Origin of the sequence: Sphingobacterium kitahiroshimense (genome assembly GCF_025961315.1) — a bacterium.
Lineage (GTDB): Bacteria > Bacteroidota > Bacteroidia > Sphingobacteriales > Sphingobacteriaceae > Sphingobacterium > Sphingobacterium anhuiense.
This window is the reverse complement of record NZ_JAOQNK010000001.1, coordinates 4,964,159-4,980,925: the sequence shown is the minus strand read 5'-3', so window position 1 is coordinate 4,980,925 and position 16,767 is coordinate 4,964,159. Positions and strand designations below refer to the sequence as shown.

Below are 16,767 nucleotides of genomic sequence, written 5' to 3'. Positions count from 1 at the left end.
AAACAATTTTTTATACTAAAATATTTATTGAATACGTGTGACAGCAGTTATTGATCCCCCCTCAACTTTCAAACCCTGTGTTGCTACTGCAGTAGACGCATTAACTTTATATACATAACTCACCGCATCTGTTAATGCAACTCCAATAAAAGCATTTCCATCTTTTGCTGTATAATTATTATATGAAATCTCCTTAATTTTACTTAGTTCAGGCATTCCGGTTACATCTTGGTATGTTTTATTATAAACATCCAGTATACCAATACGTTTTCCATCTGTATACCCACCTTTTTCTGCTTTTGTGGTCATCTGAACAACAAATTTCCCCTTACCTACATAGATCCAATTTGTAATGTTTTTTCCCCCGCTGATAGCTTCGATATCGATATAATATCCTTTATCAAATTCAGTAGTTCCAGATTTTATACGTAAAATAGCAGAAGGTTTTTTAGAGGTAATAGCTCCACCTTTTGTGGCTACTGCCGAAGAAAAAGCATAGACATCCCCTTGCTCATCAACGGCTAATCCATCTCTAAAATAACGACCGATATAACTCATGCGATCATCTTTTATTACCTTTTCCAATTTCATTTCGGGGTATGAATAGACCGCAACATAAGCACTATCAGGATAAGCAGTATCAAATGCGGCTTTACAGCAAGCCTGGATGGACATATAAGGGGCATATACTTTATTTCCGACTTGTTTTATCCAAGTGAAGAATGCTGACTCTCCGTTTCCGGCAACTTTTTGTACATTTATTGTTCCTTCTCCTGCTAACAAGAGATTATCGGTATTCAATCGATAATAATTTACCAACGGATTAGTCATAGCACGCGTAATTTTCATCATCACGATATCCTCATTCACGGGTGCAAAAGCCTGTACAGTTTCTGTCACAAAATCAGAAAGCTTGTTTAATCTACCATCCAATAAATTATAAACGGCTACTGCTCCAGGGTTACCTTGGCCGTAAAGCATGGAAAAAAACTTATTGTTGTGTGTAACGTAATAACGATAGGTACCATCTTGTTCCACACCCTGCCCTGCAGTGGTTACTCTTCCCGATTCCAAATCTGGTGCAGTCAATAAATAATCTGCCACACCTGTCGATGCAACAGGAGAAACTGCCAGCACATAATTGCCCTTGACTGTATCAAGATCTATTTTATCCTTATCGCTACATGACACTGTCGTGCTTGCTAAAAAAGCGATGGCAATCACGGTTTTAAGTGTATTATTCATGCTATATGTATTAATATTTAAAATTTACTACTTGTTTATTTATGATCACGCTGAAAATAATAGCGTAAGTTAATGGCGAAAGAGCGTCCAGGTTTTTGCAAACTAAAATTGTCATAAAGATTTGCGTTCGCCAAATTGCGTCCCTCAACACCAATATTATATTTACCAGAACCTAAGCTATATACAAGATTAACATCGTGGCTTAACTGTTTAGGAATCTGTTTTTTATTGGCAGATGAATTTCCACGACTAGGCCAATACAGCCAAAAATCGTGTACGTACAATAGATTGTAACCGACCGTTAGCTTGTTATTTTTCCCACCAAAATCATGGAATGAAACATCTACATTGGTATTTCCAAATAGATAAGGAATATTTGGCATCTGGTCATTATAAACAGGGCTCACTCCTGTATACCCAGGTTCATACTTTTGCTTATTTTGTAAGTACTGGTAAGTCAATGAACCTCCAAAATTCAAAAAGTTTTTATAAGAATAATGTACATCTAAATCTCCTCCACGTGTGCTCACACCATCGCGGTTATCAGCCACCAATTTCGATTGATTATTATTCAATCTATTATAAATAAAATCAAAAGAATAGCGATATATCAGATTTCCAGCTACAGAAAAACGATGATCATCGCCCTGTTTCCACCCATATATAGCACCCAAATTAATATTGTGACTGCGTTCGGGTTTGAGGTTACCATTGGCTTCTTGATTTTCCAGATCACCAAAGATCTCGTAGGAAGTCGGCATTCGATTGGTCATTTCATAAGAAGCTTTTATCTGTAGATCCCGCTGAATAAAATATGTAGATGCGAGTCCATACCCGAAGCGGGTAACTGAAGCGGACTCAGCTTCCTCAAGTTTATTATTCTGTGTGATCATTTTTCCAAAAACTGTTGTACTCCAATGATCTTTGACATCATAACTATAGCCTAAACCCATCACGTTTTTGATAGAACGTTGGCCTTGTTCAAGATTACTATTTTGAGGATTGAGTTCATCCTCTCCTTTACGGTTAAAAGTAGTCGCGACATTACTTAAAGAAAGAGACTGACGATCAGAAAGTCTATAGTTAGCTGCTAAAGATGCAATACCTTCATTGTTTTTATAAACATACAGCTGTCTACTACGCTCCCCATTGGTACCCATTTCTTTATAATTACCGTACCAATCGTACCTTCTATTCAGCGTATCAATATTCTGCTCCTTACCAAAGTTGTAGTTAGCGTTTAAAGTAACATCCAGACCTTTTATCAAATTATTTTTCTGATATTTTAAAGTCGGCATAACTGTATTTCCGCGACGGTGCCAACCTCCAAATACCGAAACCATACGGGCTCCGGTTTGGATTTCTTTGTAGTTCTGCCCCAAAGTAAGACCTAGCAATAATTTGTCTGCATAACTTTTATTGGACACGCCAACCTGAGCTACTAAAGCCTCATTATGGTACTTATCATGAAACCGCTTTACTTTAACATTTTCTTTCGATTCCCAAGTATTGATATTAGAGACTAATGTTGTTACGGTATAATCGTTGTCTGAGTAATTTTGATAGGCATTTAACAATACCGTAAGACCGTTTTTATTGGTTACACCTGCATTGACAGCTGTTCTGTGGGTATTAAAAGAACCATAGGAATATGAAGCATCTACAAAGGTGCGTGCTTTAGTAGATGTAACAATGTTAACAGCCCCCCCTAAGGCATCAGAACCTAACCAAATGGGAACAACACCTTTGTATACTTCTACTCTTTCTGCTAAATTGATCGGTATATTATTTATTTGAAAAGAAGTACCGAAATTGTCCATTGGAATTCCATCCAAAAAGAAACGGATATGATTACCGGAGAACCCGTTAAGTGTCAGACTCGTATTCGAACCCACACCACCTGATTCACGTACACGTACGCCAGATACTTTATCCAGTGCATCTGCAATATTTAATGTGGAATTATATAATTTTGTTGCATCTATCGCTGTAACATTGAAGGCTTGACGATTTATCTCTTTAATTTTTGTAAGCCCCATCACTTCTACTTCATCGATCCCTTGACTATCATCTTGCATTTCGATAAGAATAGGACTATTGAAGTAATTGGACAAAACCACTTGCTGTCTATTGACCGTGATTTTACCAACGGCAGTTATTTGGATATCAACAGTAGATTTGTTAATTGTAAATGAAAAATTTCCATTTTTATCAGCACGAATAATTTGTTGATCTATTTTTACTGTTGCGAAAGGAACCACCTCAGTCGCAGATCTTACCTGGCCTTTATAACTATTGGTTTTATTTTGCGCTACGCCATTCAAAACGCATAACGACATACCAATAGTCAATATTATTTTGCTATTTTGCATTGTCTTTTAATTGTAACACTTTTAGGGATATACTACATGCTTAACGTAGTAGTAAAGGCAGCCTAATTACCGTTAGACTACCTTTGGCGTCATTCTAGAATTACCGTTCTAGATGACGCTTTTTCTTTTATTTTACTTGAAAACTTGCGGTAAGTCCCTGCCAATTCTTATTGTAGGTTTTATCGTTCCAAGTTCCTGATTGATCGGCCATATGACTGTTTTCGATTACGTAAGTACCAGCCCAGATAGCCTCTGCCTTAATTTTACCTTGACTATCAGTCTTATAGTTTTTGCTCCAACCGTTTGGAGACATCACTAAAACTTCTTTATCAGCGACTGGACTATTTCCACGTAACAACTGAATTTCTACCAGATCATTTGTTTTAAAGATTTTGTTTTGGAAGATAAAGTGAGCAGCTAACGGTATTGCTGCATATGCAGCGTCTTTACCTACTTGAATTTGGCTTTGCGCTAAAAATTCGTATCGTGTGGTGCCTCCAAGTTCTTTCGCAGGGTGAGAAACAAAGATCTGATAAATACCATCTTTAGCAGGTACAAAACTAGCTTCTAAATAATCTCCTTTATCAGTAAGTTTTAGTTCAACCTTATTCTCAGAATTTACAAGATTCAGTTTTAACTGATTCAAGTCAGAATACCAGTCTTTTGTTTTTTCAATTTCTCCAGTTGCATATTCTCCGTAATAAACCCGGATGGTATGAGATTGATTTTTAATACCCACAGGATTACTTTCAATCCAAATCGCGTGAGCTTGAACTATTTGGTTACCGCCAAAAAGTAAAATCATCGCAATTAATAGTTGCTTAACGTAGTACATTGTTATTTAGATTAATTAAAGATAATGGACAAATATACAAACATTGACAAAATATCCAAGTCAATTTATTAATTCTATTAAATGAATTTGTATGCGGAGTATAATGGTTTAGTGGATTGGCGCCCGTAATTACCTTTGAGCAATGAAGTATTAAGAAATACCAAAATATCATTGTATGAAAATTGATTACTCATTTCTATCTTCTGTAATTGTCTGAAAACAATCACAAAACCAGAGAAAACAAAAGAGGTTGTATCTGATGATACAACCTCTTTTGTAACGTTTAATAAAAATCTATGGAACCCCTTATAATGAAAGTATCCATTTAACAATTTCATTCGCATCCTCTTGCTTTAATGATGGATGAGCAGGCATGGCTACCTCACCCCAGACACCGCCTCCACCATTGATGATTTTCTTAGATAACAACGATAATGCGTCCTTATTATCTTTATAGTGTTTAGCAACTACAGTATATGCAGGACCAACTGATTTCTTGTCGACACCGTGACATGCCTGACAATCAGAAGCTAACACTAAAGCTTCTCCTTTTGGTGTATCTGATCCTTCTTTATGCCCCAATGCTCCGTTTGCTTTATCTAAATCTTTATAAGTCGTATCACTTGGTGATTTTTTTGCCGAAACATTTTTATTAACACGTTTTGAAGCTAATTCACCTGCATTATAATCGATTCTTGATATTGCTGCATCTGCATTTTTACTGAACCAACCGTTACCATATTCTAAAAGATATATTCTTCCATCAGGACCAACTTCCATATCAATCGCAGAAGCTAATTTTGTATGTGGCATAAATGGTTCCATTTTATCAAAGTCTCCATTTGGTAACATAGTGACTGCTTTGATCCATCCTCTAACCCAATCGTAAATAAATAGCTTGCCATCATAGTAATCTGGATACCTCGTTTCTTTTGGATAAAGATCCGAATAGTATACCGGCCCGGCCATCGCATTACGCCCTCCTGAACCCACCTGTGGAAAATCTGTTGATTCTGCATAAGGATACCATATAAAGGCCGGTTGTGCGGCCGGTAATTCTTTTATACCGGTATTATTCCGGGAACTATTAATTGGCTTTTGAACCTCAAATGCCTGTCCACTAACTCCAGTTTCATAATTATACGGATTGTAGGCATAATTATTACCTACGAAAAATGGCCACCCGAAGAAGCCTGCCTTACGCGCTTGGTTTACCTCATCATATCCGCGAGGACCTCTACCTAAACTATCGGTATTGGCATCAGGTCCCACTTCTCCCCAATACAAGAATCCATTTTTCGGGTCAACAGATATCCTATAGGGGTTTCTATTTCCCATCACGTAAATTTCAGGTTTTGTATTTGCCTGTCCCTCTGGAAATAAATTTCCTTTTGGAATCTGATATGAACCGTCTTTTGCTATTTTTATTCTCAAAATTTTACCACGCAGATCATTGCTATTTCCAGAGCTACGTGCGGCATCATACTGCTCATGTCCAGCCCTATCATCCCGCGGTGAATAACCATTGCTGACAAATTTTTGATCCTTTTCGTCAAATGGTGTTGAGTTGTCTCCTGTGGATAAATAAAGATTTCGGTCTTTATCAAACGCCAAAGAACCACCAGTATGGCAGCAGATATCTCGTTGTGAATAAAACTGAAGCACAATCTTTTCGGTTGCGAGGTCTAACTTATTATTTTTGAACTCAAAACGTGACAGACGATTAACAGATGTATCTTTTGGACTATAAAAAGCGTATATATAATGATTATCTGCGAAATCCGGATCTATTGTTAACCCCATAAAGCCTTCTTCTGCATTAACATTGGGTGTTTCAGTTTTGTGATAAACATCTAACAGTCCCACTTGAATTACCTTTTTTGTTTCTTGATTGTAATGAAGCAATTCTCCCCGACGTTGTGCTACTAAAATATCCAAATTAGGAAGTATGGCCATTTCGGTAGGTTCAAAGAACTCGCCTACAGCCAATGAAACTTTCGTAAATCTTTCCTCTTCTGGAACCCGCTTTGTTTTAGCCTTACCATAATCTAATTCGTAATTATCTCCGATTGCATATTCGATAGCACCTAAGATGTGCTTTAAGAATAAAGGGTCTGAATAATCTTCATCTTGATGACCTAAACCTGTATAAAAAGAACGGCCACCATCAAAATCATGATACCAGGCCATTGGTGTCTCGGCCATTTGTTCTGGATTTGCATATACCTCCTTATTGATATTCATTAACACATGGGTAGCTTCATAACGTTTTTTAAAGACATACCACTCATCTGTATGTACCCAAGTATCGGGAAGCATTTTTGTTGCTGGATGTTTTTTATCAACCACTGTTAATTTTCCTTCTTTGACTTCAGGATGAGTAGCAAAGTATCCACCTACCAACCTTCCATACCAGCCCCAATCATACTCGGCATCGGCAGCTCCGTGAATACCGACAAAACCTCCTCCAGCTTGTATATAACGCTCAAAATCAGCTTCCTGATAATTATTCAAAAGATCACCAGTCGTATTTAGGAATACCACAGCTGAATAATTTTTTAACGAATCTTCATTGAACCAATCTGCATTTGTTGTTGTATCAACATCAAAGTTATTTTCGAGTCCTAACTTCTGGAGGGCAATATTTCCTTTTTCAATAGAATTATGGTGGAAACCTGCAGTTTTACTGAAAACCAATACTCTTGGTTTTCCGGACCTCTTTTGATGGCAAGAACTCAAAACTGATATAAAAATCAATAGTAAAGAAATCTTAGACAAAAGTGTTTTAATCATAATAAATTTTAATATTATCGGTTGTACTTACTTTAATTTGTATTCTTGACATAAAGATGCAATTATAACCCCACTCATACTAGCTTTATTTTAGCCAATATATATATTATTTTGCTGATCCATTTTTAGAGGCTATTTTACCAGTAATATGAATATTTAGAAATCATAGCTTAATATTAACCGCAACAGTCAGTATATTCACTTTGTTACACAAAATCCTTTTAGCAAGCACAAAAATTACTATATTTAAATTTTTAAACCTAGTACTCCATATGAAATTAAACTATTTGAAGTTCGGAACAACCGGCTTATGCTGGTTATTTGGAACGACATTATTACTAGCCCAACAGCTAACCGATCAATCGGAAATTAAACTTAATGATCTTACTGCTTTCAATGCTGCAGGAAAATCTTGGACTATTGCTGAAAAAGTAATCTCTGACCCAAGAAATGAGAATGAATTGAAAGCTACAAAAGGATCCGGTATCCTTGTTAACATCACTTCTAATAAAATGAAGGGATCTGACTTGTTAACAAATGCAGTTCATGGAAATATAATTCTTGAACTGGATTACTTAATGGCAAAGAACTCAAATTCAGGAATCTACCTACAGGGAAATTATGAAGTTCAACTTAAAGATTCTTGGGGAGTGCTGCAACCCATGTCGTCTGACAATGGCGGTATATACGAACGTTGGGATGATGCTAGACCAGAAGGATCCAAAGGTTTTGAAGGTTATGCTCCTCGTCAAAATGCAAGCAAAGCACCGGGTCTATGGCAACACTTAAAAATTGCATTTCAAGCGCCTAAATTTGATGCTACAGGAAAAAAGACTTCAAATGCTAGAGTTTTAGCTGTGGAACTTAATGGTGTTTTAGTTCAGGATAATGTTGAATTGTTTGGTCCAACTGGCGGAGCAGCCGATAAAGAAAAGCCGTTAGGTCCACTGCGTCTTCAAGGCGATCATGGTTCAGTTGCTTTTCGAAATATTAAAATATCAAAACTTCCCGAAGAACAGATTAATGTAAACAATAGAGGTGGTGGTGACGCTGACCCTATTTATATAGATGCACCTTCTAATACCATGATTAGAAGTTTTGTGAATTATGCCCCTAAGTTGCTTGCTGTACACGCAATATCTGTCGGCAGTCCTTTAAAGACACATTACAGCTATGATTTGGACAATGGTCTATTATTGCAGGGATGGCATGGCGAATTTATTGATGCCACTCCTATGTGGGACGGTAGAGGAAACGGTACTTCTAGAGCCCGTGGAGCAGTAACATCTTTTGTAAAGAAAGCTACTCCTGCTTTAGCCCAGCTGGCAACTGTTCAAACCACATGGCCTACTGACAGTACTGGTAGTGGATTTAAAACCAAAGGTTATGTTATCGACAATGAGGATAGACCAAAATTTAAATATAATATATATGGCGCTGAAGTCACCGATCTCATCACGGTTTCAAATGATGGTAAAGGCCTGAACAGATCCATAAACATTGACAAAACTGTCCCTAACTTGTATGTTTTACTGGCAAATGCAAGTTCAATTGAAGAACTAGCGAAAGGTTATTACCTCGTTGATGGTCAGTCTTATTACCTTGAACTTGACAAAGGTGCTCCTAAACCTATTATTCGAGATGCTAACGGAGGAAAAGAATTAATCATTCTCCTAGACAAACAATTAAATTATTCTATTTCATTCTAATTGAGAGAGTACAAATATTATATGAAACACACTTTTAGAATGCTAGCAATGCTAGCTTTGAGTTTTGGCTATACTGTTTCCCAAGCTCAAGAAACACCAAAAGAAGAAGATTTTTTTAAGATCATGAAAGTAAGAATGCCCGAAGGACCTGTTTTAGAGGTTGGTGGCCTGGTTACTTTACCTAATGGAGATCTAGGCATATCCACCCGTAGAGGTGATGTATTTATTGTTGAAAACCCCACCAGCAACAGACCGTACTTTCGAAAATTTGCAACGGGTCTTCACGAGATTTTAGGTCTTGCTTACAAAGATGGTGCGTTATATGTTGCACAAAGAGGTGAGCTAACGAAGCTAATTGACAAAAATATGGACGGCAAAGCTGATGTTTATGAAACTGTGTATGCTTGGCCTTTAAGCGGACATTATCATGAATATAGTTTTGGTCCTAAAATCGCATCTGACGGTTCTTTTTTCGTATCTGGAAATGTTGCTTTTGGTGATGAAGAATGGTGGCGCGCAGAAAGTCGTGTTCCTATGCGTGGATGGATTATGAACATTAGCGCAGATGGAAAAATGCAACCATGGGCTGCAGGTGTGCGTTCTCCAGCAGGAATAAATGTGATTGACGGTCAACTCTACTATACAGAAAACCAAGGTGACTGGGTTGGTTCCGGAGGATTATGGAAGGTCAGTAAAGGAGATTTTATGGGACATCCAGCCAGTTTAGTATGGACAAAAAGACCTGATTCACCGTTAAAGTTATCATCTGAATCTTTCTATTCTAAAGTAGATGAACGTCGTATCAAAAATGCTGAAGGTCGCTACATCAAACCGGAAAATAGAGTCAACGAGAATTTCAAAACGGTATTTGAGATGAAAAAAGAAATTCCAGAGATTCGTTTACCGTCGGTATGGTTGCCGCATGGTATTCTTGGTATTTCAAACTCTGAACCGGTCAAAATTCCGAAAGGCACATTTGGTCCATTTGAAGGACAATTACTCGTTGGTGACCAAGGTATGAGCATCATTTCACGTGTTTTCTTAGAGACGGTAAATGGAGAAGAACAAGGCGCCGCATTTTTGTTTAAGAGTGGTTTCCGTTCTGGTGTTTTGAGAATGGCGTGGGGACAGGATGGATCTTTATTTGTCGGTGAAACCAACCGTGGGTGGGGTTCTGCAGGTGAAGCAAATGAAGGACTTGAGCGCTTAGTATACAACAACAAGACGCCTTTTGAAATGAAAGCAGTAAGAGCTATGCCAGACGGTTTTGAGATCGAATTTACACAACCTGTTGATTTAAAATCTGCTGAAGATCTAGCTTCATACAGCGTTGAAAGCTTCATATATAAATACCATCCTGTATATGGTTCTCCTCCAGTAAATAAAGAGACTTTAAACATAAAAGGAGTTAAGGTTTCTCCTGATGGACTAAAAGCAAGAATTGTTGTCGATGGATTACGTGAACATTATATCCACACCATAAGTGTAGATGGTATTCGTGAGAAACAAAACTTTTATTCAATTGTCCATCCTGAAGCTTACTATACTTTAAATGCAATTCCATCTGGAGAAAAACTAGCAATAAGTTCACTTAGCACCAGGAATTCTACTCATGATCCTGTAGTTGATGTTACAGCTAAACCGGCAGAAAAGACAGTAACAGCAAATAATAAAACTGTTGCCGGTAAAAAAACTGCGACTGTTAAAACAAAAAACACAGAAGCGAAACCTGTTGAAGCAAAGGCTAAAGTACATGAAGTGAAAACAGTAACTAAAGCTCCTACTTATGCTGAGGTGAAGGGAATTTTGACTAGTAATACTTGCTTAGCCTGTCACAATCCTACGAAAAAACAGATTGGACCGTCATTCACTGATATTGCAAAACGCAAATATTCAAATGAGAAAATTTTGCAGCTCATCTACAATCCTAAACCAGAAAACTGGCCTGGATATGCAACAGAAATGCCGCCTATGCCACAAGTTTCTAAAGCCGATGGCTTGAAAATCGCGGCTTATATCAATTCATTGAAATAATACTTTGATGGTATCAATGTCTTAAAACAAACAAAGCCATTCTGTAAAAAGAATGGCTTTCTTTATTTTAGAATAAACTATGTTCGGCTTGTTACTTATAGATGTATTATACAAGTAGTAGTAAAATTACTTCTCGCTATGCAAAGATTTCCAAATTAAATCGTAAACCTCAGTTGCCTGTACATTGCCTATACTTAGATCAGGATCTGTAATTAAAACAGGGTGAAATTCCTCAGGTGTATTCACGCTACCATGTGAACCTTTTACCAAATTAGCATTTAAAGGTATTACATCCATAACGTAACGAAAACCTGCTTTTTTTCTCAACAGTTTATATAATGCACGAAATTTAGAAGACATAAACATTTCAACAGGATCATATCCTGGTTTTTTATGGATATCGACGCATCTTGCATAATCGGGTGCTTTAGCATCATCCTGCCAGAAATAATAAGTAAACCAACTTTCTGGATTTGCAACCAAAACAAAATCTCCTGCACGGTCATGGTCTATCCCATATTCCTTTTTACCTTCTTTGTCAAGCACTATCGCAATTCCTGCTAATTTATCTAAAATATCCTTCACCTGATCGACTATCGATAAATCATTGATATAGACATGTGCAACCTGATGATCTGCCACTGCAAATGCTTTAGAGGCTCCAGCATCCAATAATTCCAAACCTCGTTCTACACGGATCTGTAATAATCCGGCTTCCCTTAGTATTCGATTAATATGAATGGGATTATTTACAGGTACAATACCATATTCCGAAAGAATAATAATGTTCGCTCCTCTTTTTTCATAGAATTCAACCAAGTCCTTAATCAGAATATCGATCTCACCTAGTTCCTTACCGATATTAGACCAATCATTTCCAAATTTTTGCAAGCAATAATCCAAATGTGGCAAGTAGATTAAAGACAGTGTAGGATCATACAGTTCATCTGTGATCATAGATGCATCAGCAATCCATCGGCTTGATTTAATATTAGCACCTGGTCCCCAAAAATTAAAAAGAGGAAACTGACCAAGCTTTTCCTGCAAAAGATCTCTCAATGTTGCCGGTTCTGCATAACAGTCCGGAAGCTTTCGACCGTCGGCCAGATAATTAGGTCGTGGTGTAACGCTATAATCTGCATTTGAATACATATTATACCACCAAAATAGATTTGCGCACGTGAAGTTCGGGTCTTCTTTTTTTGCTCTATCCCAGATCTTTTCCGTTAATACAAGTTTGTTAGACTGCTTCCAAAACTTAATTTCCGAATCTACATGATCATACCAACCGTTTCCAACCACACCATGCTCGGTAGGTTTTTTACCTGTAAGATAGGTAGACTGGACGCTGGTAGTAACAGCCGGTAACATTGGAGCTATAGTTGCTAAATTTTTTCTTTTTATGTATTGTTCCAAAAATGGGGTATATTTTCCAATTAAATTTGCAGATAGCCCAACTACGTCAATTACAACTGTTTTCTTCATCTTATACATTTGTTTTAATTACCCACTCCAGTTCATTACTGATAGATGCAGCTATTGGTATCTTTAACTGTTCGGGCAATACTTCCCAAGTATAGGTTTCCACTTCCAAATGTTCGGTAAAAGGGGCAACTTTTTGGAGATTCAACACTTCTATAATATCTTGTTGCGTTGATTGCAAGACTCCAATATCCCGAACAGATATAGGAACATGAAAATGTGCGCGCCACTGCATCACATCCTGGTGCTCAAAATCTGCTATGGCTGGTGTTAGATCTGTATAACGAATAAGCTTGCCATCTCTTTTTAAGGCCACTACCTGATGTAGATATGTCGGTTCGTTGAATTTTTGAAAACTTTCTTTAATAGCTATACGCTGATCAGGGGACTGATCCATATTTGCTTTCAAAGCAGCAGATATCTGTATCTTCCCTACTGCAATACCTTTCTCCTTAAGTTCTTTTAATACATCGGCGTGATCTTCATAGCCAATTGCAAAATGGCATACGTCATAACAAAGGCAAAGATGTCTCTTGGTAAGAGCTTCAGCTTCGATAGCGGTAATTCCAAATGAATCTACAAGATCTGAAATAGCAGTTGGAAGCAGATCGTCTGTATACCAATCTATAAATTCTCGTCCAGTTTCAATGATTCCATCAGGTTCTGGTTCCAAGTCAAGGTGCATAACCGTACCTGTTGCATTTGCTATTGTAACTAATGCTTTTATTACAGCAACTATATTTATCGTGGCAGCATTTTTGGCTTCCGTAAAATCAATAGTCGTTTTGAACCAGTGTCTATAACTAAGCGGCGATGTCGAAATTCCACCGACCATTCCTTCTGGTAATAAGGATTGAAGAATAGTGAAAAGTCTGATTGTATAATCTTTACGTGCTTCGGTAGTCCAGTCAGGGGTATGTACATCTTCTTTGACAACAGTACGATGAAATTCTCCATAAGGAAATCCATTCATTGTAAAAACATAAGCATTATTTTCTTTTAACCAATGTTTAAATTCCGCTATATTACCCTGCTCGCTAAGTTCTAAACTCGATACATTTGATAATCTCAATCCTATTCCCAATGGCTGGCCAGGCGAAACTGATTCTTTGATAAAAGAAAAATTATCTTTTAGAGCTGTAAAATCATCATTCCAATTTTTCCCTGGATGAATATTGGTGCAATAGGTTAGATGTCCTGTATTAACTTTCATTTTTAACTAATTTAATGATCCAAACCAGCTGTCGTGCTGGTAAAATTTAAGACATAGTTACTTGCCGCTATCAATAACTGGTGATCCATGTGGTGAACTTCCTTACCTGTTCCGAGATCCGTCAATAATGTAATGGTCAATTTACCGCCAAGATGTTCCTGGAATTCAGTTAAACCGCGAAGTATTGGTGATTCTTCATCATTGATCTGAATAAATGGATTAGAAATATCAAATGATAAATGAAGCAGCACATTCAATATGCGCAAAAGCTTATCTTCTGTTAACAATCCACTTAAGAAAGAATACGTGCTATCCAAAGCTATTCCCATGGCTACAGCCTCCCCATGCAGCACACTGAAATTACTCAATTGTTCTAATTTATGTGCACTCCAATGACCGAAATCTAATGGTCTCGCCGATCCCATCTCGAATGGATCGGCTGATGCGATATGGTTTAAATGCAATTCGGCACAACGTACAATTAAGTAATCCATGGTCTCTAAATCACGACTCACCAGTTTCGCTGCATTATCTTCGATCCAATAAAAGAATGTAGGATCTTTGATTAAAGCAACTTTAACTGCTTCAGATATTCCGGACCGCCAATCTCTATCCGTTAATGTTAACAAAAACTGATCATCATTAAACACAGCCGCGGGGGGAGCAAAAGTGCCTAAAAAATTTTTCTTACCCTTATAATTTATACCGTTCTTAACACCAATCCCAGAGTCATTTTGCGAGAGTACAGTCGTTGGTATACGAATGTGTTTAATTCCACGATGTGACACTGCGGCTGCGTAACCGACAAGATCAAGCACGGCACCACCACCGATCGCGGCAATGTAAGAATGTCGGTCTATTCCATATTGATCTACTGCTTCAACCAAACGATCGAATAGACCTGTATCATTTTTTGAGGCTTCTCCTCCTTGTATAATCAAAATTTCAGAAATCAGCTGTACTTCTTGCTGATGATCGAAATAGGTTCTGATCGCTGAAACCAGATCTGGGTGTGCATCAGCAACTCCCTGATCTAGGACGAAAAAAATCTTACGCAATACATCTGTAGGATTGCTTTTAAAAAAATCTGTAAAAGTAGGGTTATCGGTGTGAAATAACGATTTAGTAAAATGTATTTTATATTCAAATTTCACACTAAATGACTGTTCTAAAAAACTCATAATTGAAAATCATTAATTAAGTAACTGCGAATGCTTTACTCAGTATAATAGATAATGGTAATAAAAAAATAATGACAAGTGCAATTTTCCAATCTGCAAATACACTTGCCCATGCAGCATTCATGAGGATCAATGCAATCACTCCTGCTTTAACGGCTTTACCTATATTGGGGCCTATCGGATTATTTATAGCTCTTAATAGGGGTTTAAAAATCATCCAAGCGAACGGAATGATAAACAAAAGAGTAATAATAATATCCCCCTTTGTTTGTGCAAAAAATAAAATGCTAGCGATAACAACTGCATAAAGAACAGCGGCAAAATAAAGCATTTTTTTACTTCCTCCATGTACTTCTCCCCGACTAATCATTGTAATAGAAGCGATGTAGATAATAGGTACAATAGCCAAGAACCACCATTGACTTACCTCTGTACTTATAATACTAACTCCCAACAAGAGGTTTAGGCCACGGCAAAGTCCCATATTAAGCGGACCTAAAAATGAATGATGTTTTGCCCATCTGTTGTAGACAAGACAAGCTAAAATAATCGCTATGGCTAATATTACTGTGATATTTCCTACGAAATAGGCTGCTATTAGTCCAACTAAGAAGAATAAAGATCCAAATACTGTGGCCTCTTTTTCGCTGATCAATCCACTAGGTATGGGTCGCTCAGGTCGTTCTATTCTATCCAGATCTGCATCAAAAACATCGTTAAAAATAATTCCACCACTATACAGCCCTATTGTTGAAATGCAAAGTAAAATAATAGGTACTGGAGAATTCCATCCTTCGGTTAATAAATATCCGGATATTGCTATACCAGCGAGTGCGTCGGCTACTGCAGTAACGACATTTGCTGGTCTCATTAATCGTATATATCCTTTTAATTTTTTCAATATGTGTACGATTAAGTAATAATGATCGAATTCTTATCTATCCTTGGTTGTTGACCACCACGCAAAATAGAATTACTTTCAAATTTTTGAGACTGATCAATATTTTTTATAGTTACAAAATCACGTTCGTCTATCTGTCCACTTTGACCAAAAGCGGTAATTGCATTCCGGTAACTCACCAATTCAATATCATCTAAACTAATACCTGATTGTTTCATCAGAGCTGCCGTTTTAGGAACAGCGAGCGGATCAGAAATTCCCCAATCGGCAGCTGAATTAATCATAATTCTTTCAGAACCATATTGTTTAACAACCTCAACCATACGTTCATTTCCCATTTTCGTAAAAGGATAAATCGTAAAAGCTGCCCAAAACCCTCGATCTAAGACTTCTTTAACCGTTTCTTCATTATTATGATCTATAATCACTGAATACGGAGAAAGTCCATGTTCAATAGCAATATCCATGCTTCGTTGCGTGCCTTTTTTCTTGTCTCTATGTGGTGTATGAATCTGTACGGGAAGTCCAGCTTCTTTAGCAAGCTCCAGCTGTAACCGGAAATATTTTTCTTCGGCAGCAGTCTGATCATCAAAACCAATTTCACCAATACCGACCACACCTTCCTTGAAAATAAACTGAGGCAGTAATTCCATCACCTGCTCGGCTAATTGCTCATTGTTCGCCTCACGTGAATTTAATCCTATAGTACAGTAATGCTTAATACCAAACTGAGAAGATCTAAATCTTTCCCATCCAATTAAGCTACTGTAGTAATCCGTAAAACTATCGATCCCTGTTCGAGGTTGTCCTAACCAAAAAGCAGGTTCAATAATTGCCACAATCCCGGCATCAACCATTGCTTGGTAATCATCGGTAGTTCGTGAAGTCATGTGAATATGAGGGTCAAAAAACTTCATTCCACTAATATCATCTAAATCAAGAGTACTTTGGTTTCTTTCGCCTAAATTTCTTTCTTGGAAATTTTCATTACAGCACATAATT

At 37.4% G+C, this 16,767-nt stretch carries 11 protein-coding genes; 2 read left to right on the top strand and 9 right to left on the bottom strand.

What is annotated here, in order from left to right:
- Positions 1–24: 24 nt before the first annotated feature.
- The 4 genes from M2265_RS21600 to M2265_RS21585 form a co-directional block, all read right to left on the bottom strand.
- Positions 25–1,245 (bottom strand): DUF4374 domain-containing protein, encoded by a 1,221-nt coding sequence (locus M2265_RS21600; RefSeq protein WP_021189973.1) that lies wholly within the window; start codon positions 1,243–1,245, stop codon positions 25–27.
- Between the two features lie 35 nt (positions 1,246–1,280).
- The gene (locus M2265_RS21595; RefSeq protein WP_132770796.1) at positions 1,281–3,617 is read right to left on the bottom strand and encodes a TonB-dependent receptor domain-containing protein; all 2,337 of its coding nucleotides are present in this window, start codon (positions 3,615–3,617) and stop codon (positions 1,281–1,283) included.
- Between the two features lie 127 nt (positions 3,618–3,744).
- Positions 3,745–4,452 carry a DUF4198 domain-containing protein gene (locus tag M2265_RS21590; RefSeq protein ID WP_132770798.1) on the bottom strand — a complete coding sequence of 236 codons (708 nt, stop codon included), beginning with the start codon at positions 4,450–4,452 and terminating at the stop codon, positions 3,745–3,747.
- 306 nt (positions 4,453–4,758) lie between these two features.
- The gene (locus M2265_RS21585; protein WP_132770800.1) at positions 4,759–7,245 is read right to left on the bottom strand and encodes a ThuA domain-containing protein; all 2,487 of its coding nucleotides are present in this window, start codon (positions 7,243–7,245) and stop codon (positions 4,759–4,761) included.
- 272 nt (positions 7,246–7,517) lie between these two features.
- On the opposite strand from M2265_RS21585, the gene M2265_RS21580 reads away from it, so the two are divergent.
- The gene (locus tag M2265_RS21580; protein WP_132770802.1) at positions 7,518–8,954 is read left to right on the top strand and encodes a DUF1080 domain-containing protein; all 1,437 of its coding nucleotides are present in this window, start codon (positions 7,518–7,520) and stop codon (positions 8,952–8,954) included.
- A gap of 21 nt (positions 8,955–8,975) precedes the next feature.
- Entirely contained in the window at positions 8,976–10,988 is a 2,013-nt protein-coding gene (locus M2265_RS21575; RefSeq protein ID WP_132770804.1) for a c-type cytochrome, read from the top strand.
- 126 nt (positions 10,989–11,114) lie between these two features.
- Here the strand turns inward: M2265_RS21575 and M2265_RS21570 are convergent, their stop codons facing one another.
- The 5 genes from M2265_RS21570 to M2265_RS21550 are packed head-to-tail and all read right to left on the bottom strand — an operon-like array spanning position 11,115 to position 16,763.
- Positions 11,115–12,473 (bottom strand): alkaline phosphatase family protein, encoded by a 1,359-nt coding sequence (locus M2265_RS21570; RefSeq protein WP_132770806.1) that lies wholly within the window; start codon positions 12,471–12,473, stop codon positions 11,115–11,117.
- A 1-nt stretch (position 12,474) separates the two neighbouring features.
- Positions 12,475–13,683, bottom strand: a complete 1,209-nt coding sequence (eboE, locus tag M2265_RS21565; RefSeq protein WP_132770808.1) for a metabolite traffic protein EboE — start codon at positions 13,681–13,683, stop codon at positions 12,475–12,477.
- A gap of 11 nt (positions 13,684–13,694) precedes the next feature.
- Entirely contained in the window at positions 13,695–14,864 is a 1,170-nt protein-coding gene (locus tag M2265_RS21560; RefSeq protein ID WP_132770810.1) for a 3-dehydroquinate synthase, read from the bottom strand.
- 16 nt (positions 14,865–14,880) lie between these two features.
- Positions 14,881–15,735, bottom strand: coding sequence for a UbiA-like protein EboC (eboC, locus tag M2265_RS21555; protein ID WP_132771060.1), 855 nt, complete (start codon positions 15,733–15,735; stop codon positions 14,881–14,883).
- 41 nt (positions 15,736–15,776) lie between these two features.
- Positions 15,777–16,763, bottom strand: a complete 987-nt coding sequence (locus M2265_RS21550; protein ID WP_132770812.1) for a TatD family hydrolase — start codon at positions 16,761–16,763, stop codon at positions 15,777–15,779.
- Positions 16,764–16,767: the final 4 nt, after the last annotated feature.

What these genes read in the sequence shown, in the direction of transcription:
- M2265_RS21575 (WP_132770804.1), top strand. Translation starts at nt 8,976, where the DNA reads ATGAAACACACTTTTAGAATGCTAGCAATGCTAGCTTTGAGTTTTGGC.
- M2265_RS21560 (WP_132770810.1), bottom strand. Translation starts at nt 14,864, where the DNA reads ATGAGTTTTTTAGAACAGTCATTTAGTGTGAAATTTGAATATAAAATA.
- M2265_RS21595 (WP_132770796.1), bottom strand. Translation starts at nt 3,617, where the DNA reads ATGCAAAATAGCAAAATAATATTGACTATTGGTATGTCGTTATGCGTT.
- M2265_RS21600 (WP_021189973.1), bottom strand. Translation starts at nt 1,245, where the DNA reads ATGAATAATACACTTAAAACCGTGATTGCCATCGCTTTTTTAGCAAGC.
- eboE (WP_132770808.1), bottom strand. Translation starts at nt 13,683, where the DNA reads ATGAAAGTTAATACAGGACATCTAACCTATTGCACCAATATTCATCCA.
- eboC (WP_132771060.1), bottom strand. Translation starts at nt 15,735, where the DNA reads ATGAGACCAGCAAATGTCGTTACTGCAGTAGCCGACGCACTCGCTGGT.
- M2265_RS21585 (WP_132770800.1), bottom strand. Translation starts at nt 7,245, where the DNA reads ATGATTAAAACACTTTTGTCTAAGATTTCTTTACTATTGATTTTTATA.
- M2265_RS21570 (WP_132770806.1), bottom strand. Translation starts at nt 12,473, where the DNA reads ATGAAGAAAACAGTTGTAATTGACGTAGTTGGGCTATCTGCAAATTTA.
- M2265_RS21590 (WP_132770798.1), bottom strand. Translation starts at nt 4,452, where the DNA reads ATGTACTACGTTAAGCAACTATTAATTGCGATGATTTTACTTTTTGGC.
- M2265_RS21550 (WP_132770812.1), bottom strand. Translation starts at nt 16,763, where the DNA reads ATGTGCTGTAATGAAAATTTCCAAGAAAGAAATTTAGGCGAAAGAAAC.
- M2265_RS21580 (WP_132770802.1), top strand. Translation starts at nt 7,518, where the DNA reads ATGAAATTAAACTATTTGAAGTTCGGAACAACCGGCTTATGCTGGTTA.